Origin of the sequence: Croceicoccus pelagius (assembly GCF_001661915.1) — a bacterium.
Classification (GTDB): domain Bacteria; phylum Pseudomonadota; class Alphaproteobacteria; order Sphingomonadales; family Sphingomonadaceae; genus Croceicoccus; species Croceicoccus pelagius.
The window spans coordinates 22891-49138 of record NZ_LYWY01000009.1 but is presented as its reverse complement, the minus strand read 5'-3'; the positions used below and the strand labels follow the sequence as shown (position 1 = coordinate 49138).

The following is a 26248-nucleotide window of genomic DNA, read 5'->3' as shown; positions in this document are numbered from 1 at the left end:
CAGTTCACTTGGGAACCGAAGTCGTCAGTTGCAAGGCGTGGAGTTCACCGCCCATGCGGCCGCCCAGCGCCTCGTACACAGCCTTGTGCTGCGCGACGCGGGTCATCCCTGCAAAACTGGGCGACACGACGTGCGCGGCATAATGGTCCCCATCGCCTGCAAGGTCGGTGATCGTGACCTCGGCATCGGGAAGGGCGGCGCGGATCATCGATTCGATCTCGCTGGCCTGCATTGCCATGATGAACTTGCCTTTCGCGCCCCTGACGGGCGCCCTGTCGGTATTTCTTACAGCCCCGAGGTGGGGATGCGATCAGACTTCGCCGAGGAACTGGCGGCGCGCTTCGACCATCTTTTCTTCAAGCGCGGCGCGGACCGTCGCATCGTCGATGTCGAGCCCCGCTGCGGTCATGTCGCCGAGCAGCTTGCGGATCACGTCCTCGTCACCGGCTTCTTCGAAGTCGGCCTGGACTACGGCCTTGCGATAGGCCTCGGTCTCTGCCTCGTTCAGGCCCATGCGGGCTGCGGCCCATTCGCCCACCAGCCGGTTACGGCGCGCGGTGATGCGGAACAGGGTTTCCTCGTCGAAAGCAAACTTGGCTTCCTCGGCGCGTTCGCGGTCACGAAAATCGGTCATGGCAGTTCCCCTTGGGATTGATCAGGCTGCACGCGGCCCGGAAAGAAACGGAAGGACGGACGCGGTCTTGGCCTCGTAGGCCGAGATCGCGTCGCCGCGGGTCATCGTCAGGCCGACTTCGTCGAGCCCTTCGAGGAGGCAGTGTTTGCGGAACGGGTCGATCTCGAACTCGAACCGGTCCTGAAACGGCGTGGTCACCGTCTGGTGCTCAAGGTCGATCGCGATGTCCTCCTCTGCGGCTACTTCGAGAAGGCGGTCCACCTTGTCCTGCGGCAGCACGACAGTGAGAATGCCGTTCTTGAAAGCGTTGCCGGAGAAGATATCCGAAAAACTGGGTGCGATCACGGCCTTTACGCCCATGTCGAGAAGGGCCCAGGCTGCGTGTTCGCGGCTGGATCCGCAACCGAAGTTGTCGCCCGCGATCAGGATCGGCGCGCCCTTGTATCGTTCGCTGTCGAAGATGTTGTCCGGATCCTGACGAACCGTCTCGAATGCGCCCTGGCCCAGGCCTTCGCGCGTGATGGTCTTCAGCCAGTGAGCCGGAATGATGACGTCGGTGTCGACGTTCTTCGCACCATAAGGGATGGCGCGGCCTTCGATTTCGCGGATCGGTTCCATGGACTTTCGCCTAGATGAAGCGGCGGGCCGCCTCAACACGAATCTGCCCGATTCCGGGCGGGAATCGGCGCTCAGTCGGTCTCGGGCATCTCTGCCGTGGGTTTTGCCTTCTTCTTCTCGGCCCGTTCCTTGCGGCGCGAGGCATACAGAAGCGCGGCGGTCAGCGCGGCGGATCCGATCGCGGCACCGGCCATGGCGGCCTTTCCGGTCCAGTTCTTGTCGTCGCTCACGTCGATAATCCTTGTCTGTCTCTTCCTGTGCCACGAACCGATCATGCGCCGGTTTCGCGACTGCTGTCCTTGCGCTCGGTCAGAAACGGGCGAAGTGCAAGCCACCTTGCCGTCTTTTCCGCAAGGCTCATCGCGGCAAAGGCAGGGCTGCTTGACGGAAGATCGATCAAGGCAAGGGGCGTATCGGTCCCGATCAGCCGCCTGCCGATCCGCGCGGCAGTGCCGCCGTTGAAGCCGATCGCGGCAAGGTCAGGCAGGTCCGCGATCAGATCGGCAAGCGGATTGCCCTCCACCTCGCGCAACGCGGTATCAAGGCTTCCCTCGCGCCGTCCGCTTTTCACCACGTCCCAGAGCCCGATGCCGTGATCGAGCAGGATCGCCAGCCGCGCATCGTATTCCATGGCGGGGAGGTCCGCGCCGATTACCGCGCCGACCAGATGCCAGAACCGGTTCTGCGGGTGCGCGTAATACCGCTCGGCCCGAAGCGAGGCCTCACCCGGCAGGCTGCCGAGCAGGAGCAGGCGGGTATCGGCCCTGACTACGGGCGGAAAAGAGGACTTGCGGGTCAGAACGCCTTGCCGTCGCCCATCGTGCCGTGGCCGGTGCGCGTCGTCGGCGTGTCGCTGTCGTCGGTCATGGCAAGGCCATCGGACCAGACCGCGGGAATGCCGGTCACTTCGTCCAGCGGGAAAAGGCGCATGTTCACGCCCATCCTTTCCTCTTCATGGTCGCCGTAAGGCGTCCACGCGACGGTCGAACCGCAGGCAGGGCAGAAGTGGAAGGTCAGGCAGCGCTCGACATCGGTGCGGCCGAATTCGGCCATATTGCCCGCGATCTCGACTTCGCCCGACGCGAGATAGCCCCAGCCCGCGCCCATCGGGCGGCAGGCGGAGCAGTTGCAGAAGTTCACGTAGTCGGGCTTGCGCGCCAGCGTCACGGTAACCGATCCGCAGGCGCAGTGCCCTTTCACTTCAAAGCTCGCGGACGTCGGTAAGGTGGCCGGTTACCGCCGCCGCCGCCGCCATCGCGGGGCTGAGCAGGTGGGTGCGGGCACCCGGGCCCTGACGGCCGACGAAGTTGCGATTGCTGGTCGATGCGCAGCGTTCGCCTGCGGGCACCTTGTCCGGGTTCATGGCAAGACAAGCCGAACAGCCGGGTTCGCGCCATTCGAGCCCCGCATCGATGAAGACCTTGTCGAGACCTTCTTCCTCGGCCTGCTGTTTCACGAGACCCGAGCCGGGGACGACGATCGCCCATTTCACGCCAGCAGCCTTCTTGCGCCCGCGCACCACGTCGGCAGCGGCGCGAAGATCCTCGATACGGCTGTTGGTGCAGGACCCGATGAAGACGTTTTCGACCGGGATGTCGGCCATCTTCGTGCCCGGCGTCAGGCCCATGTAATCAAGGCTGGCCTGTGCGGCCTTCTGCTTCGACGGGTCGGCAAAGCTGGACGGATCGGGGACCACGCCGCCGATGGCTACAGTGTCTTCGGGGCTGGTGCCCCAGGTCACGGTCGGCTGGATGTCGGCAGCGTCGATGTGGACCGACTTGTCGAAGGTCGCGCCCGCATCGGTGGGAAGCGACTTCCACCACGCCAGCGCCTTGTCCCAGTCCTCGCCGGTGGGGGCCATCGGGCGGCCCTTTACATAAGCGAAAGTCTTTTCGTCGGGCGCAATCAGGCCGGCACGCGCGCCGCCTTCGATCGCCATGTTGCACACGGTAATACGGCCCTCGACGCTCATGTCCTCGAACGTGGAGCCGCAGAACTCGATAACGTGGCCGGTGCCGCCGGCGGTGCCGATGACGCCGATGACGTGCAGGACGACGTCCTTGGGCGTGACGCCCGCACCCAGCTTGCCTTCGACGCGAACTTCCATCGTTCTGGACTGTTTCAGCAAAAGTGTCTGCGTGGCGAGCACGTGCTCGACCTCGCTCGTGCCGATGCCGAAGGCCAAAGCGCCCAGACCGCCGTGGGCAGCGGTGTGCGAATCGCCGCAGACGATCGTGGTGCCGGGCAGCGAAAAGCCCTGTTCGGGGCCGACGACGTGGACAATGCCCTGTTCAAGATCGGCATCGCCGATGAGGTGGATACCGAATTCGGGCGCATTGCGTTCCAGTGCGGCCAACTGCTGCGCGCTTTGCGGATCGGCGATCGGCACGCGGTTGCCTGCGGCATCGCGGCGCGCGGTCGTGGGCAGGTTGTGATCGGGCACAGCAAGCGTGAGATCGGGGCGGCGCACCTTGCGGCCCGAAACGCGAAGCGCCTCAAAGGCCTGCGGGCTGGTCACTTCGTGGACGAGGTGACGGTCGATATAGATGAGGCAGGTGCCATCGTCCCGACGTTCGACGACGTGGGCGTCCCAGATCTTCTCGTAAAGAGTGCGCGCTTTTTCGGTCATAATGAGCGCGCATTTGCGCGTCCGCGCCGCCGATTGCAAGCCATTGCGCAGGCGAGTATCAGGGCAGCATGGGTCTGACCGAAAAGATACTGATCGTGCTTGCCAGCGCCGCGGCGATGGAATTCGTCGCCTGGGTTTCGCACAAGTACATCATGCACGGCTTCGGCTGGGGCTGGCACCGCGATCATCACCAGCGGCACGACAACTTCTTCGAGAAGAACGACCTCTACGCTTTGGTCGGCGCGGCGATGAGCATTTCGATGTTCGCGCTCGGCAGTCCGCTCGTCATGGGTGACAGCGCGTGGGAGCCTGCGACGTGGATCGGGATGGGCATTCTCGTCTATGGCGTGATCTACACTCTGATCCACGACGGGCTCGTCCACCAGCGGTGGTTCCGGTACGTTCCGCGCAAGGGCTATCTGAAACGACTGGTTCAGGCGCATCACCTGCATCATGCGACCCACGGCAAGGAGGGCGGCGTCAGCTTCGGCTTCGTGATCGCGCGCCATCCCGACAGGCTGAAGCAGGACCTGATGCGCCAGAAACGACTGGGCAAGGCACAACTGCGCAAGTCGCAGGTCAGCGACCAGACTTCATCGCTCTGACTGCAAAGGAAAAGGGACGCGCAAGACCGGCTTGGCTCCGGCCCGTGCGCGCCCCTTCAGATTGGCCTGCTCAATGCGTCGTCAGCAGGTAGTCGTAGCTGTGCGCGTCGAACAGCCGACGGCCGTTCTGGGCGACTGAACGATACGGAAAGGCATGATTTTCAATCTGCCTTCCGAAGCTTTCCGCTTCCCTGCAGTGCTGCATCCGTTCCGCTTGCGTCTTGGCGCATTGGGCCCGGATCAGCTCGACCTGCTCATTGAGCAGGAGGCTGTTGAAGTCTTCCATGGTGCCGCTCTCCCTCGGCAGACATGTTGGCATCGGCCCGTCCTTGGGTGAACGGGTCTGGTGAAGGCTTGCTTGTAATTGGATGTACTCGCGCGCCGAGTCCGCTTGTAGCACGATTGATGCGTGGAGTCCCGCCTTTCGCGCACTTATGTTGCGCGTGCGAGGTCAGGCGCCCGTTTGGCGGGGTAAGGCGTGAAAATGACCGATCCAGTTCGCGGGTGCAGCGTGAAAAGCGCGGAAAACCTAGCTTTCGGACGCGATCCGGGCTGCCGTTTCGCGAATCAGCGCGATCATGTTGGGCACACCCTGCGTCCGGTTCGACGAAAGCTGGTTCTTCAGATCGAACGGGTCGAGACAGGTTGCGATGTCGGTCTTTGCCACTTCGCTGGCCGGACGGTCCTGCACCGCCGAAATGACGAGAGCGACGATGCCCTTGGTGATGGCGGCATTGCTATCGGCGAGGAAGTGCAGCTTCTCCTCGCTGCCTTCGCCGACACGGGTGGGATAGACCCATACCGCGGCTGAGCATCCTTTGACCTGCGTCGCCTCTGTCTTGAGCGCGTCGGGCATGGGCTCGAGCTCGCGGCCAAGTTCGATGAGGAGGCGGTAGCGTTCGTCCCCTTCAAGGAACTCGTACTCTTCGGCAATGTCGTCGATCGATCGCATGGCCCACCCGCTAGCGAGCCGCGCGCGATCGATCAACGCTTCATAGTTCGACGCCGGCTGCGATAGCTTCCAACTGCCGGACGCGTTCCTTCAGATCCGCCAGCTCGATGCGGGCGGCGGGCATCCCTTCACCGGGCCTGCTGTCAGTGTGGCCGATCTCCTGCATCCGCAGCGCGAGATATCCCTGCCAGCCGCGTAGTGCGGCCATGGTGACGATGGCGACAGCGGCAAGGGCGGCGATCGCGACGGTCAAGATTTCATAAGCCATGTGCTGTTCCCCTTCCTTGCGTTGGCGCTCAGTCGCGCAGGCTTTCGATCTCGTCGGCAAGGCCCAGCCGCTTGCGATCGTCATATGCGATCCGCTCCAGCACCTTGATCCGCTCCTTCAGTTCCGAGACCTCGTCTTCCAGTTCGCGCTCGCGTCCGGTGTCGGCGCGCGGCACGGGGTTGCCGCCGTCGTCGGTGCCGAAGCCCGCCGCCGAGTTGTGGCGTGAGCGGATCGCCTGGCCGATGACGACAATGGCCACGATGACGACGATGGCAGTCCACAAACTCACTGCATCTTCTCCTTTTCGCCCGACAGGCGAAGTTGTTCGATTTCCTGCGTCAGGTGATAGCCGCTGTCGGTGACGATCCGTTCGACATTGGCCAGCCGGTCCTTCACCGAACCGATCTCTGCGCGAAGCTGGGCGTTTTCCTGCGTCATCAGCTTCAGGCGTTCGGCGGTTTCGGCGTCCTTCTTGGGATAAACCGACCGGCCCCAGCTGTTTTCCAGTGGATAGCCGTGGCGCACGCGGATGGCGGTGTTGATGATCCAGGCCGCGCTCATCGCGACGATGCCGATGCCGAGCACGGCGGGTGTAATCAGTTCGTTCATGGTTTATCAGACCTCGTGGCGCGGACGTTCGATGGGGGCGTTCAGGCGGCGGTCGCTGTCCTCGCCGCGCAGAGCCTCGATCTGGTGGGCAAGGTCATAGCCCTTGTCGGTGACGATGCGTTCGAGGACGCGGACCCGTTCTTCGAGCTGCGAAGTGTGCTGCGCGTACTGGGCTGCTTTCTCTGCGGAAAGCTCGCTCGTCATCTGCAGCTCTTTCTGCTTGTGCTTGGTCCAGATCCACAGGCCGCCCAGCATGAACGGGGCCAGCGGGATCAGGAGTGCGAATATTTGAGCGTCCATTTTCGAGTTTCCCCTTCGAAAATTCGTGTGATCAACGCAGGCTCTCAATCTCGGCCGAGAGCGCGCGGTTGTTGTCGACGTAGTGCTCTTCCACGCGGGCAAGGCGGCGGTCGATTTCGCGGAAGCGGCTGCGGACCTCGCGGGCCGAGCGGGCAGGCGACTGGCGCACGCCCTGCCAGAACTTCTCTTCCTGCTTGTCGGCATAGAGCGCGGTTGGCTTCGTCTCGGCGAACATGCCGATCGCGAAGTAGACCAGGATCGGCCAGCCCAGCGTGAACATGGCGACCAGGAAGCCGAGGCGGATCCAGATGGCGTCGACGCCGGTATAGTCGGCAATACCCGAACATACGCCCAGGAACTTGCCTTCCGCCTTGTTGCGATAAAAGCGGGTGCGGGGCGTGTTCATCGTGAAGTCCTTTCCTTCAGCTTGCGCTCGATTTCGGCGAGCGTCGCGTTGTCGTCAGCATTGTCCGCGATCAGGCGCGGGGCTTCGAATTCCGGGCTGTCGGCAGCGACGAGGCGTTCGACAGTGTCCATGCGGGCATCGAGGCGGCGGGCGAGCTGGTAGAGCTCTTCCAGCATCTGTTCGTCACCGTCGGTCAGCTTCGGCGCGGTCTTCCACTTGGTTACGTAGTGAAGCACGAGCCACGGCAGAGCGATGAACAGGATGGGTACGGCAAGAAATTCGATGTCCACGGCTCAGTCCTCCTTGGCGTTGCCCTTCAGGGCGCGCTTCATGTCTTCGAGTTCGGCATCGACGGTGTCGTCGATGTTGAGGGCGTCGATCTGTTCAGCGAGGCTCATCTCGCCCTTGGCCTGCGACAGGCTGACCGCCTCGGCGCGGCCCTCGGCGTAATCGACGCGGCGTTCGAGCTGGTCGAACCGGGCCATCGCCTCGTCCACCCGCTCGGTCGAAAGCAGCGAGCGCAGCTTGAAGCGGTTTTCCGCGCTTTCAAGGCGGGCTGCGATCTGGCTCTGCCGGCTGCGGGCTTCGCGAAGGCGGCCCTGCAGCTTGGAGATATCCTCCTCGTAAGAGCGCAGGCTTTCGTCGAGCAGGTCGATCTCGGCGCGAAGCTGGGTCGACAGGTCGCCGGCCTTGCGCTTTTCGACGAGAGCGGCGCGGGCAAGATCCTCGCGCTGTTTGGAAAGCGCGAGTTCCGCCTTTTCGCCCCAGTCGGACTGCAGCTTTTCCAGGCGAAGCTGGTGGCGCTGCATTTCCTTCTGGTCGGCGATTGTACGGGCCGCGCTGGCGCGAACCTCGACAAGCGTTTCTTCCATCTCGACAATGATCATGCGGATCATCTTGTGGGGATCGTCGGCTTTTTCGATCAGGTCGGCGAAGTTCGCGGCGATAATGTCACGGGTGCGGGAAAAGATGCCCATCAACGGCGCTCCATACTGGCTAATGTCCATGTTCCTGCGGCCTTCGGGGCGGACGGCGTATTCGCCCTCGGCCCTGTTGCCGCTCTTGTTACCATTCCGAAGCCGTGCGACCTCGCTGTCGATCCGCGATGAGGCACGCTCGTCACGGGTCGTCACGCGAGCGGCGCGACGGCGCTTTTCCTCGCGTTCGGGTTCGAGGTCGAACGGCTCGCTCATGCCAGCGACCCCTCGACGATCGTGGCCGGCGCAGCGAACTGCGGGGCCTCGTGCAGCTGCTGGCTCAGCGCGAAGACGTTGAGCGACAGCATGGCCACGAGGCTGGCCATCGAGGACCAGGCTACGGGGCTTTGCTTTGCAAGACGGTTGAACATGGTGTCCCTTCCTCCAAACGGGTTCACCAAGCATTCAGCAAGAGGCGTGCCAATTCAAATTTATAAAACGATATCAATGTATTGAGTAGTTTTTCCGCCATATCAACATTTGGGGATATTGCCAGCACTTGGGAATTTTCGCTAATGTTTGGGTATGGAGCGGGACAACCAGTTCGTCGGACAGTCGCAGTCGATCCTCGACGCGGTTGAACGCGCCAGCCGAGCCGCCGCGCTCTCGCGCCCGGTGCTCGTCATCGGTGAGCGCGGTACGGGCAAGGAACTGATCGCGGAACGCCTCCACCGCCTGTCTGATCGCTGGGGCGAACCGCTGGTCGTCATGAACTGCGCTGCCCTACCCGAGACATTGATCGAGGCCGAACTGTTCGGGCACGAGGCAGGCGCCTTCACCGGCGCCACGAAAGTGCGCGAAGGCCGGTTCGAGGAAGCCGACGGCGGTACGCTGTTCCTCGACGAACTGGGCACGTTGTCGATGGCGGCGCAGGAACGCCTGCTGCGCGCGGTCGAATATGGCGAGGTTACGCGCATCGGTTCTTCGCGGCCCAAGCGGGTCGACGTGCGCATCGTCGCCGCCACGAACGAGGATCTTCCCGCCCTTGCCGAACAGGGCAAATTCCGCGCCGACCTTCTCGATCGGCTGAGTTTCGAGGTCATCACTCTCCCGCCCCTGCGCGCGCGTGAGGGGGATGTGCTGGTCCTTGCCGATTTCTTCGGCCGCCGCATGGCCGCAGAACTCCGCTGGGAGGAGTGGCCGGGCTTTTCCGACAGCGTGATGGACGATCTGGAAGATCACGACTGGCCCGGCAACGTGCGCGAATTGCGCAACGTGATCGAACGCGCGGTCTATCGCTGGGACATGTGGGACCTGCCGATCGGTGAGGTGGTGTTCGACCCCTTCGACAGCCCCTGGGCACCAAAATCCTCGCCCGTTGCGCAACCGACCGCAGCGACCGCTGCCGCTTCGGCACCCGCAGTCAGGAAGCCCGCTTTCGACTATTCCGCAGTGACCGACTTGCGCCTCGCCGTCGACGGCCACGAAAAGGCGATCGTTGAGGCCGCGCTGGACCGCAACCGCTGGAACCAGCGCAAGACGGCAGAGGCGCTGGGCGTGACATACGACCAGCTGCGCCACTGCATGAAGAAGCACGAGATATCCGCAACCTGATCGCGAGCGGGCCGGACCGCCCCCCAACACACACTTGTAAATCGCGCGCAAAGCGCCTAGTTGGCGACTCATCCCGACATTGTCGCAAGCAAGGCCGGGCCGGAGCGGATGCGCCCCGGCACGATTTCTCGCATGCATACAGGGCCTGACAACCGGAGACAGAATGACCGACATCGCACGTGCTACCGACCTGATCGAGCAGGAAGTAAAGGCTTCCGGCTTCGACCTCGTGCGCGTGAAACTGTTCGGCCAGGACGACGAACGCACCCTGCAGATCATGGCAGAAGACCCGGCAACGGGCCAGCTGGTGATCGACCAGTGCATGGCGCTTTCCCGCCGCATCTCCAGCGCGCTGGACGCGAGGGAAGAAGCCGGCGACGACCTGATCGAGGGGGCCTACCGCCTCGAAGTGAGCAGCCCGGGCATCGACCGTCCGCTCACCCGCGCCAAGGACTACGCCAACTGGGCAGGCCACGAGGCGCGCATCAACATTTCCAAGGACGCCGAAGCGCCGACGGGCAACCGCCGCACGTTTCACGGCGACCTCATCGGTCTGGAAGGCGATAACGTCGTCGTCGACGACCGCAAGAACGGGCGGGTCGAAATCCCGCTTGCCACCATTCATTCGGCCAAGCTCGTCCTTACCGACAAGCTGATCAAGGCCACCGTGCCGCTGGACACGACTGGCGCGGATGAAATCATCGAAACCGAAGACGATCTTCAGGAACAGGAAGACTGATAATGGCCAGCCCGATTTCCGCAAATCGTGCCGAACTGCTCGCCATCGCCAACTCGGTGGCGAACGAGAAGATGATCGACAAGTCGATCGTCATCGAGGCGATGGAAGAGGCGATCCAGAAGTCCGCCCGCAACCGTTATGGCGCGGAAAACGACATCCGCGCCAAGCTTGACCCGAACACCGGCGACCTTCGCCTGTGGCGCGTCGTCGAAGTCGTCGAAGAGGTCGAGGACTACTTCAAGCAGGTCTCGGTCGAGCAGGCCCAGAAGCTGCAGGCAGGGGCAGTCGTCGGCGACTACATCGTCGATCCGCTGCCCCCGGTCGATCTTGGGCGTATCGATGCCCAGTCGGCAAAGCAGGTGATCTTCCAGAAGGTCCGCGATGCCGAGCGTGAGCGTCAGTACGAGGAATTCAAGGACCGCGCGGGTGAAATCATCACCGGCGTCATCAAGTCGGTCGAATTCGGCCACGTGATCGTGAACCTCGGCCGCGCCGAAGGCATCATCCGCCGCGACCAGCAGATCCCGCGCGAGGTTGCCCGTGTCGGCGAACGCATCCGCGCATGGATTTCCAAGGTCGAGCGTTCGAACCGTGGCCCGCAGATCTTCCTGTCGCGCGCCCACCCCGAGTTCATGAAGAAGCTTTTCGCGCAGGAAGTGCCCGAAATCTACGACGGCATCATCGAGATCAAGGCCGCCGCCCGCGATCCGGGCAGCCGCGCCAAGATCGGCGTGATCAGCCACGACAGCTCGATCGACCCCGTCGGCGCCTGCGTCGGCATGAAGGGCAGCCGCGTCCAGGCCGTCGTGCAGGAACTGCAGGGCGAGAAGATCGACATCATCCCGTGGAGCGAGGATACCGCGACCTTCATCGTCAACGCGCTGCAGCCGGCCACCGTCAGCCGCGTCGTCCTTGACGAGGAAGAAGGCCGCATCGAAGTCGTCGTTCCCGATGACCAGCTTTCGCTCGCCATCGGTCGCCGCGGCCAGAACGTGCGTCTCGCCTCGCAGCTGACCGACAGCCAGATCGACATCATGACCGAGGCGGAATCGAGCGAGAAGCGCCAGAAGGAATTCGCCGAACGCTCCAAGATGTTCGAGGAAGAACTCGACGTCGACGAAACGCTGTCGCAGCTGCTCGTCGCCGAAGGCTTCACCGAACTGGACGAAGTCGCCTACGTTGAACGCGACGAGCTGGCCGGCATCGAAGGCTTCGACGAGGAACTCGCCGAGGAACTTCAGTCGCGTGCCATCGAAGCGCTGGAACGCCGCGAGGCGACCTACCGCGAAGCGCGCCGCGAGCTTGGCGTCGAGGACGCGCTGGCCGAGATCCCGCACCTCACCGAGGAGATGCTGGTCGTGCTGGGCAAGGGCGGCATCAAGACGCTCGACGATCTGGCCGATCTCGCCACCGACGAACTCATCGCCAAGAAGCGCGAGGCGCCGCGTCGCCGGGGCAACACGGACGGCCCGCCGCTGAAGCGCAACGTGCGCGAAGGCGACAAGGGCGGCGTGCTGGGCGAATTCGGCCTTTCCGAAGAGCAGGGCAACGAGATCATCATGGCGGCCCGCGCCCACTGGTTCGAAGACGAGGAGCCGGCAGAAGCTGCCGTTCCCGCAGCAGAGGAGGCCGCCGATGCGGAATCCTCACAATGAACCGCTAACCGACAGCTTCGATGACGGAACGGTGCGCTCTGCCAAGAGCGCGCCGGAACGCCGCTGTGTCCTGACCGGGCGCACCGAGCCGCGCGAACGCCTGCTGCGTCTCGCTATCGGTCCCGAAGGTCAGGTCCTGCCCGACGCCCATGCCAAGGCGCCGGGCCGCGGCGCGTGGATCGGCGTCAGCCGCGAAGAACTTGAAGAATCGATCGCAAAGGGCCATCTGAAGGGTGCGCTGGCCCGCGGGTTCAAGGGTGCCCCCCTGTCGATACCTGCGGATCTTCCCGATCTTGCCGAAGCGGCCCTGCGCCGCGCATTTGCCGACAGGCTCGGGATCGAGTGGCGTTCGGGCAATGTGCTTGCAGGGTCCGATCGCATTGCCGAACAGGCCCGTTCGGGCCGCGTGAATTGGCTTGGCCATGCATCCGATGCGGGCGAAGACGGGTCGAAGCGGCTGGACCAGGCCTGGCGCGTGGGAAGCAATGCGGAAGGGACCGGAAAAACGGGCGTGCGCTTGCCACTGGACCGGGCGGCTCTGTCTGTGGCATTGGGCCGCGAGAATGTCGTCCACCTGGCATTGACCGATCGTGCCGCCGCCCGGCGTGTTGATGCCCAGCTGGCACGATTGGCGCGTTTCCTCAGGCCCCGTGACACGGGACAAGACAGCCCGCCCATCGGTGCCGACCCGCCCGTGGAGGGCCCCAGAGAGGGCCACGCCGCATAGCGGCCGGGAACACCGATGCATGACGCCGATCCAGTTGCGTTGGAACGGTGGACGATATGAAGAATTTTTGAAGGACGTTTTGACCGTATGAGCGATACCAACGACACCCCCCGGACCCGCAAGCCGCTTGGCCTCAAGCGCTCGGTGGACGCGGGCGAGGTCAAGCAGACCTTCAGCCACGGCCGTACCAACAAGGTTGCGGTCGAGGTCAAGCGTCGCCGCAAGATCCTGAAGCCCGGCGAAACCGCCGCGCCCACGCCGACCCCTGCGCCCGAGCCGGAGGCGAAGGCCCCTGCGCCTGCGCCGGCACCGGCCCCGACGCCCGCGCCCAAGCCCGCCGCATCGCGCGAGAGCCGCCAGGAAATGCAGGCCCGCCTGCTGCGCGAGGCCGAAGAGGCACGCCTTGCCGCGCTGGAAGAGGCCAACCGTCGCGAGCAGGAAGCGAAGCAGCGCGCTCTCGAAGAAGAGAAGCAGCGCGCCGAGGACAACCGCAAGGCCGAGGAAGAAGCCGAGAAGGCTGCCGCCGCCGAGGCGAAGGCCGCGGCCGCGAAGCCCAAGGAAGAGCCCAAGGCTGAGGAACCCAAGGCTGAAGAACCCACGGCTGAGGAAGCTCCCGCCACGGAAGGAAGCGACGACACCGGCGACGAGGCTTCGCCCGCGCCGCGCCGCTTCACGCCCGTCAAGCGCCCCGAGCCCAAGCGCCCGCCAGCCGAGAAGGAAGCCAAGAAGCCTGCTCGCGGCGCCGAAAAGCGCGACGACCGTTCGGCCGAAGCCAAGCCCGACCGTCGCCGCAGCGGCAAGCTGTCTGTTTCCAAGGCGCTGAACGAGGACGAAGGCCGCCGTGCCCGCAGCCTCGCCGCATTGAAGCGTGCGCGTGAAAAGGAACGCCGCATCCACGGCGGTGGCGGCGGTTCGCGTCAGCCCCGCGAGAAGCAGGTCCGCGACGTTATCGTCCCCGAGGCGATCACGGTGCAGGAACTGGCACAGCGCATGGCCGAGAAGGGCGCCGACCTCGTGAAGGAGCTTTTCAACCTGGGCATGATGGTCACCGTCAACCAGACGATCGACCAGGACACCGCGGAACTGCTGGTCGAACAGTTCGGCCACAACATCCAGCGCGTGTCCGAGGCCGACGTCGACATCGACACGACCGAGGACGTCGATCCGGAAGAGTCGCTGAAGGCGCGTCCGCCCGTCGTCACGATCATGGGCCACGTCGACCACGGCAAGACCAGCCTGCTGGACGCGCTGCGCGGCACCGACGTGACCCGCGGCGAGGCTGGCGGCATCACGCAGCACATCGGCGCCTACCAGATCACCACCAAAGACAAGCAGAAGATCACCTTCCTCGATACGCCCGGACACGAGGCGTTTACCGAGATGCGTGCGCGCGGTGCCAACGTCACCGACATCGTCATCCTTGTCGTAGCAGCCGACGACGGCCTGATGCCGCAGACGATCGAGGCCATCAATCACACGAAGGCCGCTGGCGTTCCGATGATCGTCGCGATCAACAAGTGCGACAAGCCCGAAGCCAAGCCGCAGAAGATCCGCGAGCGTCTGCTTGAACACGAGATCGTGGTCGAGGCGATGAGCGGTGACGTGCAGGACGTCGAGGTTTCGGCGAAGACGAAGCAGGGTCTCGACAAGCTTCTCGAAGCGATCAACCTGCAGGCCGAACTGCTCGAACTGAAGGCCAACCCCGACCGCGACGCCGAGGCGACCGTGATCGAGGCCAAGCTCGACAAGGGCAAGGGGCCGCTGGCCACCGTGCTCGTCACGCGCGGCACGCTGCGCCGCGGCGACATCTTCGTCGTCGGCACCGAAAGCGGCCGTGTCCGTGCGCTGCACGACGACAAGGGCAAGCAGATCAAGGAAGCCGGCCCCTCGATGCCGGTCGAGGTCCTCGGCCTCGGCGGCGTGCCGAATGCCGGTGACCAGCTTTCGGTCGTCGAGAACGAGCAGCGCGCCCGCGAGGTTTCGGCCTATCGTACCGAGAAGGCGAACGAGAAACGCACGACGATGGCTCCGGCCAGCTTCGAGAACATGTTCTCGGCGCTGAAGAGCAACGTCATCGAATACCCCGTCGTCATCAAGGCCGACGTCCAAGGCTCGGTCGAGGCGATCACCAATGCGCTGGCCAAGATCTCGAACGACGAGATCAAGGTCCGCGTGCTGCACTCGGGCGTGGGCGCGATCACGGAAAGCGACGTGACGCTTGCCGCATCGACCGGCGCGCCGATCATCGGCTTTAACGTGCGTCCCAACGCCAAGGCGCGTCAGCAGATGGATAAGGACAAGGTCCGGCTGATGTACCACGACGTGATCTACCACCTCACGGAAGAGATCACGAAGGAGCTGGCGGGCGAGCTTGGTCCCGAGCGGATCGAGCACGTCGTGGGCCGTGCGCAGGTCAAGCAGGTCTTCCCGGCCGGCAAGAAGGACAAGGCCGCCGGTCTGCTCGTCGAGGAAGGCGTCATCCGCAAGGGTCTTTTCGCGCGTCTTACCCGCGACGACGTCATCGTCTCGGCAACGACGATCGCTTCGCTGCGGCGCTTCAAGGACGACGTGGAAGAAGTCCGCGCAGGCCTGGAATGCGGTGTCGTGCTGACCGACACGAACGACATCAAGGCTGGTGACCAGCTGGAAGTCTTCGAGGTCGAGGAACGCGAACGCGTTCTCTGATCGCGCCGATCAATCTGATACGAAGCGGGGCGCCGGGCTTGAGGTCCGGCGCCCCGTTTTCATTCCGACGGCCAAATTTGATTTATCGGAGAGCAAGAATGCCCCGCTATTGCGCCTTCTTCGCCAGCATGAACGTCGGCGGAAACCGCCTGAAGATGACCGACCTGCGCGACGCGTTGGAGCGGGAGGACCTGGAGGACGTCGAGACCGTAGTCGCCAGCGGCAACGTACTGTTTTCCTTCGACGACCGCCCGTCGGACGGCCTGTCGGAAATGCTGGCCTTCATCGTGAAGGACCGCTTCGGCTTTGCCACCTTCGCTGCCGTGCGCAATGCGGACGAAGTGCGGGCCGCGTTCGAGGACAATCCCTTCCACGGAGAGGGCGAGGACAAGATGGTCCACACGCTCTTCCTCGACGAACCGGCGGACCCTGCAAAGTTCAAGGCGATGGTCGAGGCCTATGAGGGCCGCGGGCCGGAGCGGATGGCGATGGGCGAGGGCTGCATCTACGTCGATTATATCGAGAGCGTGGGCAATTCGAAGCTGACCGGTGCCTTCATCGAACGGCGGCTTGAGCGGCAGGTGACTGGCCGCAACATGAGCTCGCTAAGGCGCATTCACGAAAAGATGACCTGACACGAAAGAAAAAGGGCGAGCCGCGAGGCCCGCCCTTGTCCGTTTGGCCATACTATTTGAGCGTGTCAGCGGTAGAACGCGTTCGACACGATGGCCGATACGATCCCGCTGGTAATGCCGATCAGCAGCGCATCGTCGTTCGCCCGCACCCAGCGATAACCGCGCGGCGGCGCGTAGAGCCGACGATAGTCGCGATAATAGACCGGACGGTAGTAGCGGACATAGCGCCGGTCGAACCTGTCGCCGCGCCGCCAGCGATGGTGGTTCGAATAGCGGCGATAATCCCGGTAATCGCGGCGGGCGTAACGATCGCGACGATCGTAGCGGTGGTCACGATCATAGCGGTGGCGGCGGTCATAACGGTCGCGCTTTGAATAGCGGCGCTCGTACCGGTCGTGCCGATCATGGCGGTCGCGGCGATCATAGCGCTTGTGATGTTCGCTGCGCTCATAACGGTCCTTGCCACGTGCTTCGGCGGGCGTTGATACGGCGGGCACGATCATCGCCGCGGCAATCGCGGCGGCTATCAGTTTCTTCATACAGGGTCTCCCTGATGTCTCTGTCTATCGTGATGCCCGGATGGCATCTCGGGAGGTCGCAGGACGTATCGTGCAGCAAAGGAGGCAATATTTCATGGCGATAGCGCTGCACCGCGCCCCTGCCGGGACGACCCGAGCCGTCTGTACGATTCGTTAATCTGCCGCTCACCTCAGGCGCATGGTTTCGCGCATTCCGGCGATCGGCCGGGGGATCGTCTTGCGACGATTTGTTGCAAATTGCCGCGGTTCGCCCCAAATCGGGCCCCAACCATGGCACGCCAACAATCCACGCCCGAAGACCGCTCCGTCCGCCTGCTCAAGGTGGGTGAGCGCGTGCGCCACGTCCTGTCGGAAATCCTGACCAGGCAGCAAGTGCATGACGACACCCTTTCCGCCACCACGGTCAGCGTGACCGAAGTGCGCATGTCCCCCGATCTGCGGCAGGCCAAGGTCTATGTGAAACCGCTCCTCGGCGCGGACGAGGCGAAGGTGCTGAAGGCGCTGCAGACCAACACCGCCTTCTTTCAGCGGGAGGTTGCAAAGCGGCTGGGCCTGAAGAACGCGGCCAAGATCCAGTTCCGCGCCGACGAAACGTTCGACGAGGCGAGCCGCATCGACCAATTGCTCGACGATCCGCGCGTGCGCCGCGATCTGGGCGAAGAGTGATCTGCTGATCCAGCCATAACGGGGGCCCGCGTGGCGAAGCTCTATTTCTACTATGCGAGCATGAACGCGGGCAAATCGACCACGTTGCTGCAGGCCGACTTCAATTACCGTGAGCGGGGCATGAACACGATGCTCTGGACCGCCGCGCTCGACGATCGCAGTACGGGCAAGCCCATCGCCAGCCGCATCGGGCTTGAGGCCGAGGCGCATCGCTTTACGCCCGAGACCGATCTTTACGCCCGCGTCACGGCCGCGCACCATGTCGAGCCGCTGGCCTGCGTCCTCATTGACGAGGCGCAATTCATGACCGTCGATCAGGCGTGGCAATGCGCGCGGCTTGCGGACGAGGCGAACATTCCCGTGCTCTGCTATGGCCTGCGCACCGATTTCCAGGGGGAACTGTTCCCCGGTTCGGGCGCGCTGCTCGGCATGGCCGACGCTCTGATCGAACTGAAGGCGGTGTGCTACTGCGGTCGGAAGGCGACGATGAACCTGCGCGTCGATACCAGCGGCGCAGCAGTCAAGGCAGGCGCGCAGACCGAGATCGGCGGCAACGACCGTTATGTCGCGCTATGCCGCAAGCATTTCAGCGAGGCGCTGGCGAACTGAGCGGTTCGATGAAGATCGACGCCCCCGGCCCGGGCGGCACTTCCAGCACGACCCATCCCACGATCAGCAACAGACCCGCCAGCATTATGCCCACGCCATAGGGCACCATCGTCGCAGTCAGGCTGCCGATGCCGTAGTCCGCGACCCAGCGGCGGCAGAAGATCAGGACCAGCGGGAAATAGACCATCAGCGGCGTGATGATGTTTGTTGCGCTGTCGCCCACGCGATAGGCCGCCGTGGTCATTTCGGGGCTGATTCCGAGCAGCATCAGCATCGGCACCAGAACGGGGGCAACGACCGCCCATTTCGCGCTGGCCGAACCGATGAAAAGGTTGAGCAAACCTGCGAACACGACGATTGCCGCCAGCATCGCCCATGCAGGCAGCCCGCTGGACCGCAGCAGGTCCGCGCCTTCCACCGCCATGACGAGGCCAAGGTTCGACCACCCGAACATCGCCACGAAATGCGCCGCGACGAAGGCGAGGACGAGGTAATAGGCCATGTCCTCCATCGCGCCGGCCATCATCTTCACCAGGTCGCGGTGATCGCGGATCGTGCCGACCGCGCGCCCATAGGCCCAGCCGGGGAGGAGGAAGACGAACAGGAAAAAGGGCACCAGGCTGCGGAAGAACGGCGTCAGCCGCGCTTCGGGCGCGGCGCTTTCGTCGATCAGGGGCGTGCCGGGACCGAAGGTGAACAGCGTCCACGCCCCGATGACGGCCAGCGCGGCCAGACCTGCGTGCACCAGGCCCTTGCGCACCACGGCGGGCGGGGTTTCCTCCTCCGCCTCGGCGTGGTCGGCACCCGCGCCGCCTCTCCACGGACCCATGCGCGGTTCGACGATGCGGTCGGTCACGAACCAGATGACCGGCGTGTAGATTATCGCCATGGCCGCGATGACGTACCAGTTGCCAGCGATATTCGCGGTCCAACCCGCCTGCACGGTATGCACCGCCTCTTCCGTAATGCCGAGCAGGAGCGCATCGAGTTGTCCGGGAAGGAGATTGGCCGAAAACCCGCCCGAAACGCCTGCGAAACTGGCCGCGATGCCAACCAGCGGATGACGGCCCGCGGCGTGGTAGATCACCCCTGCCAGCGGAATCATGACGACAAAGGCCGCATCGGCGGCATGGTTGCCCATCATCGACACCAGCGCGACCGCAGGGGTCAGCAGGGCATGGGGCGCCTTGGCGACAGAGGCGCGCATGGCTGCCGCGAACAGGCCCGACCGCTCCGCCACGCCCGCGCCCAGCATCACGGTCAGCACATAGCCCAGCGGCGCAAAGCCGGTGAAGGTATGCGGCATCTCGGTCAGCAGAAGCTGGATGTTGGTAGCCGAAATCAGGCTCGTCACCGCGACAACAAGCGGGCGGCCCGCATCGTCGAGCGCGGTGGGGTGCGCTACCGACCATCCGGCCAGGGCCCCTATGACCGAGATCGCGACCAGAATCGCGATCAGCCAGAGGAACAGGAACACCGGGTCGGGCAGACGGTTGCCGACGCGTTCGATCCATCCGAGGACGCCCGAAGTTTCCTGCCTGGTGCTGCTCACAAGGCGATTTCTGGCGCAGTCCGGTCCCGCTTTGCAAGGCATTAGGTCGATTGGTCGGCATCTCTTTACCCGGGCGGCCTAAACCCCCATCTGTCAGGCGATGTCCGATACCCTGATTCTCGCGGCGATCCTGATCCCGATCCTTGTCGTCTCCATCGTGTTCCACGAAGTGGCGCACGGCTGGGCCGCGCTGGCGTTGGGCGATACGACAGCAAAAGAGCGTCATCGCCTGACGCTCAACCCCATCCGCCATGCCGATCCGGTGGGCACGGTTCTGGTGCCCGGTGCGCTGGCACTGTTCGGCGGGCCGATTTTTGGCTGGGCGAAACCGGTGCCGGTGAACAAGTGGCGGCTGAACAATCCGCGCTACGGCATGATGGCGGTCGCCGCCGCAGGACCGGGCACCAATTTCGCGCTGGCGCTGATCGCCACGATCGGGCTGGGGCTGCTGGGCCGGAATCTCGTGGCAGAGCCGACAGGGGCGCTGGAATGGACGTTGCTCGCGCTCAACTACATGGTCATCATCAACCTGTTCCTCGCGCTGTTCAACCTCCTGCCGATCCCGCCGTTCGACGGGTCGCACATCGTCGAAGGCCTGCTGCCGCGAAAGTGGGCCACTGCCTATGAAAAGCTGCGCCCGATCGGGATGATCCTGCTCGTCCTCCTGATCGCGGCGACCTGGGCGTTCCCGCAGTTCGGCCTGATCGAGAAAGTGATCCTGCCGCCGGTCGAATGGATCCGGATGCACTTCATGGACCTCGCGCTCGCCATCGCGCAAAGCTGATGCCACACGGCTGGATCATTCTCGACAAGCCGCTCGAACTCGGCTCGACCCAGGCTGTTGCCGCGGTAAAGCGCAACTTGCGGCAGGCGGGCTTCGGCAAGGTGAAAGTCGGCCACGGCGGCACACTGGACCCGCTGGCCACCGGCGTCCTGCCCATCGCGGTGGGCGAAGCGACAAAGCTTGCCGGAAGGATGCTCGAGGCCACCAAGGCCTATGCCTTCACGCTGGCATTCGGTGCGGAAACGACGACGCTGGATGCGGAGGGCGAAGTGACCGAAACCAGCGACGTGCGACCGACCTGCGCTGAGATCGAGGCGATTCTCCCCCGTTTTACCGGGCCGATCGAACAGGTTCCGCCCGCCTATTCGGCCCTGAAAGTAGACGGCAAGCGCGCCTACGACCTTGCCCGTGCGGGTGAGGAGGTCACTCTGAAGACACGGTCCGTCACGATCCACGCACTGGATATCACGGAAATCACCGCCGATTCGGTCACGCTGGTGGCAAAAGTGAGCAAGGGCACCTATATACGGTCCCTAGCAAGGGACATTGCCCGCGCGCTCGGTTCGGTTGGCCATGTCACGATGCTCAGGCGCGTGAAAGCCGGCCCGTTCTCCCTCGAAAACGCGATTTCGCTGGACAAACTGAACGAACTGGGTAAGGGCGCGCCCCTTGAAGAAATGATCCTGCCGTTCGAGGCGGGGCTGGACGACATCCCGGCCCTTGCACTTACCCCGGATGCGGCAGGGGCGGTCCGACAGGGCCGGAAACTTTCCGGGTTGCCAGAACCAGACGGCACCTACTGGGGGCGAGAGGGCGATACGCCCGTGGCCCTGATGGAAGTGACCGATGGCGAGGCAAGGGTCCTTCGGGGCTTCAACCTATGACAAGATGTCGCGGAGTATGAAGTATGACGGTTACCGCCGAACGTAAGCAGGAAATCATCAAGGACAACGCACGCGTCGATGGCGACACGGGCAGTCCGGAAGTCCAGGTCGCGATCCTCACCGAGCGTATCCGCAACCTGACCGACCACTTCAAGGAAAATCACAAGGACAATCACTCGCGTCGCGGACTGCTGGTGATGGTCAACAAGCGGCGTTCGCTGCTGGCGTACCTCAAGAAGAAGGACGTCGAGCGTTACAACGCCCTGATCCAGAAGCTGGGTCTTCGCAAGTAAGAGTTTCTCGAGGGGGCGGCCGAGGGGCTGCCCCTTCGTCTATCTGCGTACCGTAAAATCGGGCACGCATATGCAAGCGGCGTAACTCACAATCCGGTGAGGATGCCGAAAGGGGCGGAATAAAGCCCCACACCGGACCGGGACGGTTCACCCGGAACTGCAGGCCCCGCGATGCAATATGGCACGCGGGTCAGAAGGAAAATCAATGTTCGACACCAAGACTGTATCGCTGGAGTGGGGCGGAAAGACCCTCACCCTCGAAACCGGCCGCATTGCCCGTCAGGCTGACGGCGCGGTCCTCGCCACTTACGGCGAAACCGTGGTTCTTTGCGCCGTCACGGCCGCGAAGAAGGTGAAGGAAGGGCAGGACTTCTTCCCGCTCACCGTTCACTACCAGGAAAAGTTTTCGTCCGCCGGCCGTATCCCCGGTGGCTTCTTCAAGCGCGAACGCGGCGCGACCGAAAAGGAAACGCTGACCAGCCGCCTGATCGACCGTCCGATCCGCCCGCTGTTCCCCGAAGGTTTCTACAACGAAATCAACGTCATCTGCCAGGTGATGAGCTATGACGGCGAGACCGAGGCCGACATCCTTGCGATGATCGCCGCTTCTGCCGCGCTCACCATTTCGGGCGTGCCGTTCATGGGCCCGATCGGCGCTGCGCGCGTCGGTTACGTCGATGGCGAATACACGCTGAACCCCAAGCAGGACGCCGCTCTTGAAGACGGCCGCCTCGACCTCGTCGTCGCCGCAACCAACGACGCGGTGATGATGGTCGAATCCGAAGCCAAGGAACTGACCGAAGACGAAATGCTCGGCGCCGTCATGTTCGCGCACGAGGAATCGAAGAAGGTCATCGGCGCGATCATCGAGCTGGCCGAAAAGGCCGCCAAGGATCCGTGGGAAATCGACCAGTCGGACGATACCTCCGCGATCAAGGAAAAGCTGCGCGGCATCGTGGGCGACGACATCGCCGCTGCCTACAAGCTGACCGACAAGTCGGCCCGCTCGGACGCGCTCAACGCCGCCCGCGCCAAGGCCAAGGAAGCTTTTGCCGGGGAAGAGCCGCAGACGCAGATGGTCGCCAACAAGGCGGTCAAGAAGCTGGAAGCGGAAATCGTGCGTACCGCCATCCTCAAGGACGGCCAGCGCATCGACGGCCGCAAGCTCGACCAGGTCCGCCCGATCGAGGCGACGGCAGGCTTCCTGCCCCGCACGCACGGTTCGGCGCTGTTCACGCGCGGTGAAACGCAGGCGATCTGCACCACCACGCTGGGCACCAAGGAATCGGAGCAGATGATCGACGGCCTCGAAGGCCTGACCTACTCCAACTTCATGCTGCACTATAACTTCCCGCCCTACTCGGTCGGTGAAGTGGGCCGCTTCGGCGCCCCGGGCCGCCGCGAAATCGGCCACGGCAAGCTGGCATGGCGCGCGCTGCACCCGGTGCTGCCGTCGAAGGAAGACTTCCCCTACACCATCCGCATCCTGTCGGACATCACCGAGTCGAACGGTTCGTCCTCGATGGCGACGATTTGCGGCGGCTGTCTGTCGATGATGGACGCAGGCGTTCCGATTGAACGTCCGGTGTCGGGCATCGCCATGGGCCTCATCCTCGAAGGCGATGAATTCGCCGTCCTCTCGGACATCCTGGGCGACGAGGATCACCTTGGCGACATGGACTTCAAGGTTGCAGGTACCGAAGCCGGCATCACCACGATGCAGATGGACATTAAGGTCGCCGGTATCACGCAGGAAATCTTCGCAGCTGCTCTCAAGCAGGCGAAGGACGGCCGCGCGCACATCCTTGGTGAAATGACCAAGGCACTGAGCACGGCCCGCACCGAACTGTCGGCCCACGCTCCGCGTATCGAGACGATGCAGATCGACAAGTCGAAGATCCGCGACGTCATCGGCACCGGCGGCAAGGTCATCCGCGAAATCGTCGCGGAAACCGGCGCCAAGGTGGACATCGACGACGAGGGCGTGATCAAGATCTCGTCCAGCGATCTTTCGCAGATCGAAGCCGCCCGCAAGTGGATCGAAGGCATCGTCGAAGAGGCGGAAGTCGGCAAGATCTACACCGGCAAGGTCGTCAACATCGTCGACTTCGGCGCATTCGTGAACTTCATGGGTGGCAAGGACGGTCTCGTCCACGTGTCGGAAATGAAGAACGAGCGCGTCGAAAAGCCGACCGACGTCGTTTCCGAAGGCCAGGAAGTTAAGGTCAAGGTCCTCGAGATCGACAATCGCGGCAAGGTCCGCCTGTCGATGCGCGTCGTCGACCAGGAAACCGGCGAAGAGCTGGAAGACACCCGTCCGCCGCGCGAACCGCGCGAGCCCCGTGGTGATCGCGGTGATCGCGGCGACCGTCGCGGCCCGCGTCGTGACGGCGGCGGTGGCCGTGGTCGTGGCGGCGATCGTGGCCCCCGCAGTGGCGGCCGGGACCGTGATGGCGGCGAAGGCAAGGCCGGGGGCAACCCCGACCACATGCCCGCGTTTCTTAAGGACGACTGATCCTTTGAGGATTGACTGAAAACGGGCCGTCGGAGCAACTCCGGCGGCCCTTTTCATTTCGGATACCGAATATGCTCAAACGCGAATTGCTGGGCGAAGCGCAAGTACCGGGCGGCGCCCTGCTGCAGCTCTTTTCTCATGGAACCGACTACATCATCGCGCTCGACCGGAACGAGCTGATGAGCACACGAATGTGGTTCTCCGAGGAACAGCTCGCCGAACTCACGCTCGACCGGCTTGAGCGACCCGACCCGCATATCCTGATCGGGGGATACGGCATGGGCTTCACCCTGCGCGCTGCACTGGCGCGGCTGGGCGACAAGGGCCGCGTGACCGTGGGCGAACTCGTGCCTGAGATCATCGAATGGGCGCGGGGGCCGATGGCTGAAGTCGCGAAAGGTTGCCTCGACGATCCGCGCGTCACCTTGTGCATGGGCGACGTGCGGCAGGTGATCGCCGAAGGAAACGGCACTTACGATGCCATCCTCCTCGACGTCGACAATGGCCCGGACGGCCTCGTCCGGCCCGAGAACGACGCGATCTACGCCAACGCCGGCCTTGCCGCTGCCAAGCGCGCGCTGAAGCCGGGCGGGGTCCTTGCCATATGGTCCGCCGCGCCCGATCCGCGTTTCACGCGCCAGCTGACCAAGGCAGGTTTCGAAGTCGACCCGGTCGAAGTCCGCGCCCGCCCCAACAACAAGGGCCCGCGCCACACGATCTGGTTCGCGCACCGCCGCCTTTAGGGGGATAACCAACTTCGCCGCGCTCGACTTATCCGGCCAGTGAGGCACTCTTCTCCTCGCAGCAGCGACAAAGGGAGCCCGCATGGACCAAGCCGACGAGATCCGCCGCCTCGGCGCGCAGAACATCGCGCTGCAGACGCTTGTGATCGGGCTGATGCACGAATTGTCGGGCGCAGGTCAGGGCGGGATCGCGCGGGGCGCTTTCGAGAAAGCGGATCAGGCGATGGAGATCGCGATCATGGCAATGGGAGACCGCGCCTCGCCCGAATATGCTCGGCAAGCGATGGAAAGCCTCGAACAGATGCGCCGCATGGCCTTTCCCAAAGGGTAGTCAGCCACGCCCATCGGGGTGACTGCCAGTCACCGTGTCGACAAGACCGCGGCGCGAGCGGAAACAGCCGATAGCGGCAAGAATAAAAAGCGTTGAAATCGTCAGCCCCGGCCAATGCGTGGCAAGCGCGAAGCCCTCGCTTTCCGCCACCGACACCGCCGAAAGCACACCGATCGCCAGAAACACTGTCTCGCAGACCCGCGCCAACATTGGGCCAAGTCTGCGATCGGCATGGGGGATGCGCTTGCGGATCACCTCCGCCGTCCCGAACCTTCATCGCCGAATTCCTCGATGACCGAGCCTTTCGCCACGAAACAGGCGCGCGCCAATCCGAACAGGACCAGCGCGACGATCAGGCCGAACCAGAGGAATTCGCCCTCGTCATTGCCGGGCGGCAGCGAGAAATAGGCCGCAAGGAAACCCGCTGCGCCCAGAACCCCCGCGATCAGGCGGTTCATCCCCCGCTCGATCCGGCGACCCACCTTGCGGCGATACCAGTTCTCCTGCCCCTCTTCGTCCATGCATCGCGGCTTAGCACGAAACAGCTGACCAAAAGAAAAAGCCGCCGGATCGCTCCGACGGCTTTCGCTTGTCTGGTGTGCCGGGCGCCTTAGCGAACGCGCGGGCCGCCGAACGGCAGCGGCGGAGGCGGACGGCGCGCACCGCGGGGCAGCTGTGCCTGGTACGCGCGGCCGCAATGTTCGACGCAATAAGGGAAGCCGGGGTTCACCGCCTCACCGCAGAAGTGGAAGTCCGGCTCGCCCGGGTGGCCCATCGGCCAGCGGCAGATGCGGTCGTTGAGGTCGAGCAGCGATGTCTTGTCCGCGATCTCGGGGCTTGGCTTTGCGGGCACGAGGCGGCGCGGCGGTGCGGGCGGGATCGGCGGCTGCTGATCGCCGGGGCCCTGGCGCAGAAAGCCGCCGGGCCCGACCGACACGATGCGCGGCTGGTTGCTGCTCGGCTGGGCCTGCGGAGCGGGCGCTGCGGCCTGTGCCGGTGCAGCCGGACGCGGGGAGGGCGCAGGCGACGAGACAGGTTTGGGCGCCGCGGCCTCTACCTTCGGTTTAACCTCTGTCTTGGGCTTAGCCTTGGGGGCGGCCTTTGCCTTGGCGGGCTTTTCCTTCACCGGCGAAGGGCGCGCCTTGAGGCCAAGGCGGTGCGCCTTGCCGATCACGGCATTGCGACTGACGCCGCCTAGTTCTTCCGCGATCTGGCTGGCAGTCGAGCCGCTTTCCCACATCTTGGTCAGCTTCTCGATCCGTTCTTCGGTCCAGCTCATGCTTACTCCGTAAAAAATACCAGTCCCTCGGCATCAGTGCCGCACGCGTCGATGCGCAGC

The 26248-nt window shown here is 64.0% G+C and carries 37 protein-coding genes; 15 read left to right on the top strand and 22 right to left on the bottom strand.

Translation table 11 applies throughout. The features are described 5' to 3' along the window. Positions 1-4 precede the first annotated feature (4 nt). The 7 genes from A9D15_RS02255 to leuC form a co-directional block, all read right to left on the bottom strand. Positions 5-238, bottom strand: a complete 234-nt coding sequence (locus tag A9D15_RS02255) for a BolA family protein (RefSeq protein WP_066761407.1) — start codon at positions 236-238, stop codon at positions 5-7. 72 nt (positions 239-310) lie between these two features. Continuing rightward, positions 311-634 carry a DUF1476 domain-containing protein gene (locus A9D15_RS02250; RefSeq protein ID WP_066761406.1) on the bottom strand — a complete coding sequence of 108 codons (324 nt, stop codon included), beginning with the start codon at positions 632-634 and terminating at the stop codon, positions 311-313. Between the two features lie 21 nt (positions 635-655). Then, positions 656-1252 carry a 3-isopropylmalate dehydratase small subunit gene (gene leuD, locus A9D15_RS02245; RefSeq protein ID WP_066761405.1) on the bottom strand — a complete coding sequence of 199 codons (597 nt, stop codon included), beginning with the start codon at positions 1250-1252 and terminating at the stop codon, positions 656-658. A gap of 71 nt (positions 1253-1323) precedes the next feature. After that, on the bottom strand, positions 1324-1482 hold the full coding sequence (locus A9D15_RS16375) for a hypothetical protein (RefSeq protein WP_229660426.1): 159 nt from the start codon (positions 1480-1482) through the stop codon (positions 1324-1326). A gap of 41 nt (positions 1483-1523) precedes the next feature. Next, positions 1524-2051: a DNA-deoxyinosine glycosylase gene (locus tag A9D15_RS02235; RefSeq protein WP_066761401.1), complete on the bottom strand. Its 528-nt coding sequence runs from the start codon at positions 2049-2051 to the stop codon at positions 1524-1526. Next, positions 2048-2452, bottom strand: a complete 405-nt coding sequence (locus tag A9D15_RS02230) for a GFA family protein (protein WP_444542332.1) — start codon at positions 2450-2452, stop codon at positions 2048-2050. Before A9D15_RS02230 ends, A9D15_RS02235 begins: the two co-directional genes overlap by 4 nt. 1 nt (position 2453) lies before the next feature. Continuing rightward, the gene (gene leuC, locus A9D15_RS02225; protein ID WP_066761397.1) at positions 2454-3881 is read right to left on the bottom strand and encodes a 3-isopropylmalate dehydratase large subunit; all 1428 of its coding nucleotides are present in this window, start codon (positions 3879-3881) and stop codon (positions 2454-2456) included. Between the two features lie 68 nt (positions 3882-3949). Here leuC and A9D15_RS02220 point away from each other — a divergent pair, with 68 nt between their 5' ends. Then, complete coding sequence (locus A9D15_RS02220) at positions 3950-4486, top strand: sterol desaturase family protein (RefSeq protein ID WP_066761395.1); 537 nt, start codon at positions 3950-3952, stop codon at positions 4484-4486. Between the two features lie 70 nt (positions 4487-4556). Here A9D15_RS02220 and A9D15_RS02215 read toward each other — a convergent pair whose 3' ends face one another. From A9D15_RS02215 to A9D15_RS16370, 10 genes are all read right to left on the bottom strand, one after another. Then, positions 4557-4772 carry a hypothetical protein gene (locus tag A9D15_RS02215; protein WP_066761393.1) on the bottom strand — a complete coding sequence of 72 codons (216 nt, stop codon included), beginning with the start codon at positions 4770-4772 and terminating at the stop codon, positions 4557-4559. 243 nt (positions 4773-5015) lie between these two features. After that, positions 5016-5438 (bottom strand): SufE family protein, encoded by a 423-nt coding sequence (locus A9D15_RS02210; protein WP_066761391.1) that lies wholly within the window; start codon positions 5436-5438, stop codon positions 5016-5018. A gap of 40 nt (positions 5439-5478) precedes the next feature. Then, positions 5479-5706, bottom strand: a complete 228-nt coding sequence (locus A9D15_RS02205; RefSeq protein ID WP_066761389.1) for a hypothetical protein — start codon at positions 5704-5706, stop codon at positions 5479-5481. Between the two features lie 28 nt (positions 5707-5734). Next, entirely contained in the window at positions 5735-5995 is a 261-nt protein-coding gene (locus A9D15_RS02200) for a hypothetical protein (RefSeq protein ID WP_066761388.1), read from the bottom strand. Beyond that, positions 5992-6315: a hypothetical protein gene (locus tag A9D15_RS02195; RefSeq protein ID WP_066761387.1), complete on the bottom strand. Its 324-nt coding sequence runs from the start codon at positions 6313-6315 to the stop codon at positions 5992-5994. The genes A9D15_RS02200 and A9D15_RS02195 overlap by 4 nt, the downstream gene beginning before the upstream one ends. Positions 6316-6321: 6 nt before the next feature. Then, positions 6322-6615: a hypothetical protein gene (locus A9D15_RS02190; protein ID WP_066761386.1), complete on the bottom strand. Its 294-nt coding sequence runs from the start codon at positions 6613-6615 to the stop codon at positions 6322-6324. 31 nt (positions 6616-6646) lie between these two features. Next, entirely contained in the window at positions 6647-7021 is a 375-nt protein-coding gene (gene pspC, locus A9D15_RS02185) for an envelope stress response membrane protein PspC (RefSeq protein ID WP_066761385.1), read from the bottom strand. Beyond that, positions 7018-7311, bottom strand: coding sequence for an envelope stress response membrane protein PspB (pspB, locus tag A9D15_RS02180; protein WP_066761382.1), 294 nt, complete (start codon positions 7309-7311; stop codon positions 7018-7020). Before pspB ends, pspC begins: the two co-directional genes overlap by 4 nt. A 3-nt stretch (positions 7312-7314) precedes the next feature. After that, the gene (gene pspA / locus A9D15_RS02175) at positions 7315-8214 is read right to left on the bottom strand and encodes a phage shock protein PspA (protein WP_082924203.1); all 900 of its coding nucleotides are present in this window, start codon (positions 8212-8214) and stop codon (positions 7315-7317) included. Continuing rightward, the gene (locus tag A9D15_RS16370; RefSeq protein WP_156521614.1) at positions 8211-8369 is read right to left on the bottom strand and encodes a hypothetical protein; all 159 of its coding nucleotides are present in this window, start codon (positions 8367-8369) and stop codon (positions 8211-8213) included. Before A9D15_RS16370 ends, pspA begins: the two co-directional genes overlap by 4 nt. Before the next feature lie 154 nt (positions 8370-8523). On the opposite strand from A9D15_RS16370, the gene pspF reads away from it, so the two are divergent. The 6 genes from pspF to A9D15_RS02145 all read left to right on the top strand — a co-directional run bounded on the left by pspF (position 8524) and on the right by A9D15_RS02145 (position 15993). Beyond that, positions 8524-9552, top strand: a complete 1029-nt coding sequence (gene pspF / locus A9D15_RS02170; protein ID WP_066761380.1) for a phage shock protein operon transcriptional activator — start codon at positions 8524-8526, stop codon at positions 9550-9552. A gap of 163 nt (positions 9553-9715) precedes the next feature. Continuing rightward, the gene (gene rimP, locus A9D15_RS02165) at positions 9716-10291 is read left to right on the top strand and encodes a ribosome maturation protein RimP (protein WP_066761378.1); all 576 of its coding nucleotides are present in this window, start codon (positions 9716-9718) and stop codon (positions 10289-10291) included. Positions 10292-10293: 2 nt separating this feature from the next. After that, positions 10294-11946, top strand: coding sequence for a transcription termination factor NusA (gene nusA / locus A9D15_RS02160; protein ID WP_066761376.1), 1653 nt, complete (start codon positions 10294-10296; stop codon positions 11944-11946). Next, positions 11927-12673, top strand: coding sequence for a DUF448 domain-containing protein (locus A9D15_RS02155; RefSeq protein WP_066761374.1), 747 nt, complete (start codon positions 11927-11929; stop codon positions 12671-12673). The genes nusA and A9D15_RS02155 overlap by 20 nt, the downstream gene beginning before the upstream one ends. Positions 12674-12760: 87 nt before the next feature. Continuing rightward, a complete protein-coding gene (gene infB / locus A9D15_RS02150) occupies positions 12761-15358 on the top strand; it encodes a translation initiation factor IF-2 (RefSeq protein ID WP_066761370.1) in 2598 nt (865 codons plus the stop codon). 98 nt (positions 15359-15456) lie between these two features. Continuing rightward, complete coding sequence (locus tag A9D15_RS02145; RefSeq protein WP_066761369.1) at positions 15457-15993, top strand: DUF1697 domain-containing protein; 537 nt, start codon at positions 15457-15459, stop codon at positions 15991-15993. A gap of 65 nt (positions 15994-16058) precedes the next feature. Here A9D15_RS02145 and A9D15_RS02140 read toward each other — a convergent pair whose 3' ends face one another. Then, on the bottom strand, positions 16059-16532 hold the full coding sequence (locus tag A9D15_RS02140; protein ID WP_066761366.1) for an RcnB family protein: 474 nt from the start codon (positions 16530-16532) through the stop codon (positions 16059-16061). A gap of 270 nt (positions 16533-16802) precedes the next feature. Here A9D15_RS02140 and rbfA point away from each other — a divergent pair, with 270 nt between their 5' ends. Beyond that, positions 16803-17198, top strand: coding sequence for a 30S ribosome-binding factor RbfA (gene rbfA / locus A9D15_RS02135; RefSeq protein WP_066761364.1), 396 nt, complete (start codon positions 16803-16805; stop codon positions 17196-17198). A 30-nt stretch (positions 17199-17228) separates the two neighbouring features. After that, positions 17229-17807, top strand: coding sequence for a thymidine kinase (locus A9D15_RS02130; protein ID WP_066761362.1), 579 nt, complete (start codon positions 17229-17231; stop codon positions 17805-17807). Here A9D15_RS02130 and A9D15_RS02125 read toward each other — a convergent pair. Continuing rightward, complete coding sequence (locus tag A9D15_RS02125) at positions 17785-19359, bottom strand: AbgT family transporter (RefSeq protein WP_229660427.1); 1575 nt, start codon at positions 19357-19359, stop codon at positions 17785-17787. The genes A9D15_RS02130 and A9D15_RS02125 overlap by 23 nt on opposite strands. A 100-nt stretch (positions 19360-19459) precedes the next feature. Between A9D15_RS02125 and A9D15_RS02120 the strand changes: the two genes are divergently transcribed. The 6 genes from A9D15_RS02120 (at position 19460) to A9D15_RS02095 (ending at position 24909) form a co-directional block, all read left to right on the top strand. After that, complete coding sequence (locus A9D15_RS02120) at positions 19460-20143, top strand: site-2 protease family protein (RefSeq protein WP_066761353.1); 684 nt, start codon at positions 19460-19462, stop codon at positions 20141-20143. Continuing rightward, entirely contained in the window at positions 20143-21027 is an 885-nt protein-coding gene (gene truB / locus A9D15_RS02115; protein ID WP_066761351.1) for a tRNA pseudouridine(55) synthase TruB, read from the top strand. Before A9D15_RS02120 ends, truB begins: the two co-directional genes overlap by 1 nt. Positions 21028-21050: 23 nt before the next feature. Continuing rightward, positions 21051-21320, top strand: a complete 270-nt coding sequence (gene rpsO / locus A9D15_RS02110) for a 30S ribosomal protein S15 (RefSeq protein WP_066761345.1) — start codon at positions 21051-21053, stop codon at positions 21318-21320. 205 nt (positions 21321-21525) lie between these two features. Then, positions 21526-23835 carry a polyribonucleotide nucleotidyltransferase gene (gene pnp / locus A9D15_RS02105; protein ID WP_066761343.1) on the top strand — a complete coding sequence of 770 codons (2310 nt, stop codon included), beginning with the start codon at positions 21526-21528 and terminating at the stop codon, positions 23833-23835. Positions 23836-23906: 71 nt separating this feature from the next. Continuing rightward, on the top strand, positions 23907-24578 hold the full coding sequence (locus tag A9D15_RS02100) for a spermidine synthase (RefSeq protein WP_066761341.1): 672 nt from the start codon (positions 23907-23909) through the stop codon (positions 24576-24578). 82 nt (positions 24579-24660) lie between these two features. Further along, the gene (locus tag A9D15_RS02095) at positions 24661-24909 is read left to right on the top strand and encodes a hypothetical protein (RefSeq protein ID WP_066761339.1); all 249 of its coding nucleotides are present in this window, start codon (positions 24661-24663) and stop codon (positions 24907-24909) included. On the opposite strand, the gene A9D15_RS02090 is transcribed toward A9D15_RS02095, so the two are convergent. The 3 genes from A9D15_RS02090 to A9D15_RS02080 form a co-directional block, all read right to left on the bottom strand. Beyond that, positions 24910-25164 carry a hypothetical protein gene (locus tag A9D15_RS02090; RefSeq protein ID WP_066761337.1) on the bottom strand — a complete coding sequence of 85 codons (255 nt, stop codon included), beginning with the start codon at positions 25162-25164 and terminating at the stop codon, positions 24910-24912. Next, entirely contained in the window at positions 25161-25430 is a 270-nt protein-coding gene (locus A9D15_RS02085) for a hypothetical protein (protein WP_066761335.1), read from the bottom strand. The genes A9D15_RS02090 and A9D15_RS02085 overlap by 4 nt, the downstream gene beginning before the upstream one ends. A gap of 89 nt (positions 25431-25519) precedes the next feature. Then, positions 25520-26188 carry a GcrA family cell cycle regulator gene (locus A9D15_RS02080; protein WP_066761334.1) on the bottom strand — a complete coding sequence of 223 codons (669 nt, stop codon included), beginning with the start codon at positions 26186-26188 and terminating at the stop codon, positions 25520-25522. Between the last annotated feature and the right edge of the window lie 60 nt (positions 26189-26248).

Bases quoted from the DNA above. Each gene is read 5' to 3' on its own strand.
- truB (WP_066761351.1), top strand. From the start codon at position 20,143: ATGCCACACGGCTGGATCATTCTCGACAAGCCGCTCGAACTCGGCTCG.
- A9D15_RS02195 (WP_066761387.1), bottom strand. From the start codon at position 6,315: ATGAACGAACTGATTACACCCGCCGTGCTCGGCATCGGCATCGTCGCG.
- pspC (WP_066761385.1), bottom strand. From the start codon at position 7,021: ATGAACACGCCCCGCACCCGCTTTTATCGCAACAAGGCGGAAGGCAAG.
- A9D15_RS02255 (WP_066761407.1), bottom strand. From the start codon at position 238: ATGGCAATGCAGGCCAGCGAGATCGAATCGATGATCCGCGCCGCCCTT.
- rpsO (WP_066761345.1), top strand. From the start codon at position 21,051: ATGACGGTTACCGCCGAACGTAAGCAGGAAATCATCAAGGACAACGCA.
- A9D15_RS02155 (WP_066761374.1), top strand. From the start codon at position 11,927: ATGCGGAATCCTCACAATGAACCGCTAACCGACAGCTTCGATGACGGA.
- A9D15_RS16370 (WP_156521614.1), bottom strand. From the start codon at position 8,369: ATGTTCAACCGTCTTGCAAAGCAAAGCCCCGTAGCCTGGTCCTCGATG.
- infB (WP_066761370.1), top strand. From the start codon at position 12,761: ATGAGCGATACCAACGACACCCCCCGGACCCGCAAGCCGCTTGGCCTC.
- A9D15_RS02080 (WP_066761334.1), bottom strand. From the start codon at position 26,188: ATGAGCTGGACCGAAGAACGGATCGAGAAGCTGACCAAGATGTGGGAA.
- A9D15_RS02145 (WP_066761369.1), top strand. From the start codon at position 15,457: ATGCCCCGCTATTGCGCCTTCTTCGCCAGCATGAACGTCGGCGGAAAC.
- leuC (WP_066761397.1), bottom strand. From the start codon at position 3,881: ATGACCGAAAAAGCGCGCACTCTTTACGAGAAGATCTGGGACGCCCAC.
- A9D15_RS02085 (WP_066761335.1), bottom strand. From the start codon at position 25,430: ATGGACGAAGAGGGGCAGGAGAACTGGTATCGCCGCAAGGTGGGTCGC.
- leuD (WP_066761405.1), bottom strand. From the start codon at position 1,252: ATGGAACCGATCCGCGAAATCGAAGGCCGCGCCATCCCTTATGGTGCG.
- A9D15_RS02250 (WP_066761406.1), bottom strand. From the start codon at position 634: ATGACCGATTTTCGTGACCGCGAACGCGCCGAGGAAGCCAAGTTTGCT.
- rimP (WP_066761378.1), top strand. From the start codon at position 9,716: ATGACCGACATCGCACGTGCTACCGACCTGATCGAGCAGGAAGTAAAG.
- A9D15_RS02140 (WP_066761366.1), bottom strand. From the start codon at position 16,532: ATGAAGAAACTGATAGCCGCCGCGATTGCCGCGGCGATGATCGTGCCC.
- pnp (WP_066761343.1), top strand. From the start codon at position 21,526: ATGTTCGACACCAAGACTGTATCGCTGGAGTGGGGCGGAAAGACCCTC.
- pspF (WP_066761380.1), top strand. From the start codon at position 8,524: ATGGAGCGGGACAACCAGTTCGTCGGACAGTCGCAGTCGATCCTCGAC.
- A9D15_RS02205 (WP_066761389.1), bottom strand. From the start codon at position 5,706: ATGGCTTATGAAATCTTGACCGTCGCGATCGCCGCCCTTGCCGCTGTC.
- A9D15_RS02100 (WP_066761341.1), top strand. From the start codon at position 23,907: ATGCTCAAACGCGAATTGCTGGGCGAAGCGCAAGTACCGGGCGGCGCC.
- A9D15_RS02095 (WP_066761339.1), top strand. From the start codon at position 24,661: ATGGACCAAGCCGACGAGATCCGCCGCCTCGGCGCGCAGAACATCGCG.
- A9D15_RS02215 (WP_066761393.1), bottom strand. From the start codon at position 4,772: ATGGAAGACTTCAACAGCCTCCTGCTCAATGAGCAGGTCGAGCTGATC.
- rbfA (WP_066761364.1), top strand. From the start codon at position 16,803: ATGGCACGCCAACAATCCACGCCCGAAGACCGCTCCGTCCGCCTGCTC.
- A9D15_RS02120 (WP_066761353.1), top strand. From the start codon at position 19,460: ATGTCCGATACCCTGATTCTCGCGGCGATCCTGATCCCGATCCTTGTC.
- nusA (WP_066761376.1), top strand. From the start codon at position 10,294: ATGGCCAGCCCGATTTCCGCAAATCGTGCCGAACTGCTCGCCATCGCC.
- pspA (WP_082924203.1), bottom strand. From the start codon at position 8,214: ATGAGCGAGCCGTTCGACCTCGAACCCGAACGCGAGGAAAAGCGCCGT.
- A9D15_RS02210 (WP_066761391.1), bottom strand. From the start codon at position 5,438: ATGCGATCGATCGACGACATTGCCGAAGAGTACGAGTTCCTTGAAGGG.
- A9D15_RS02190 (WP_066761386.1), bottom strand. From the start codon at position 6,615: ATGGACGCTCAAATATTCGCACTCCTGATCCCGCTGGCCCCGTTCATG.
- A9D15_RS02220 (WP_066761395.1), top strand. From the start codon at position 3,950: ATGGGTCTGACCGAAAAGATACTGATCGTGCTTGCCAGCGCCGCGGCG.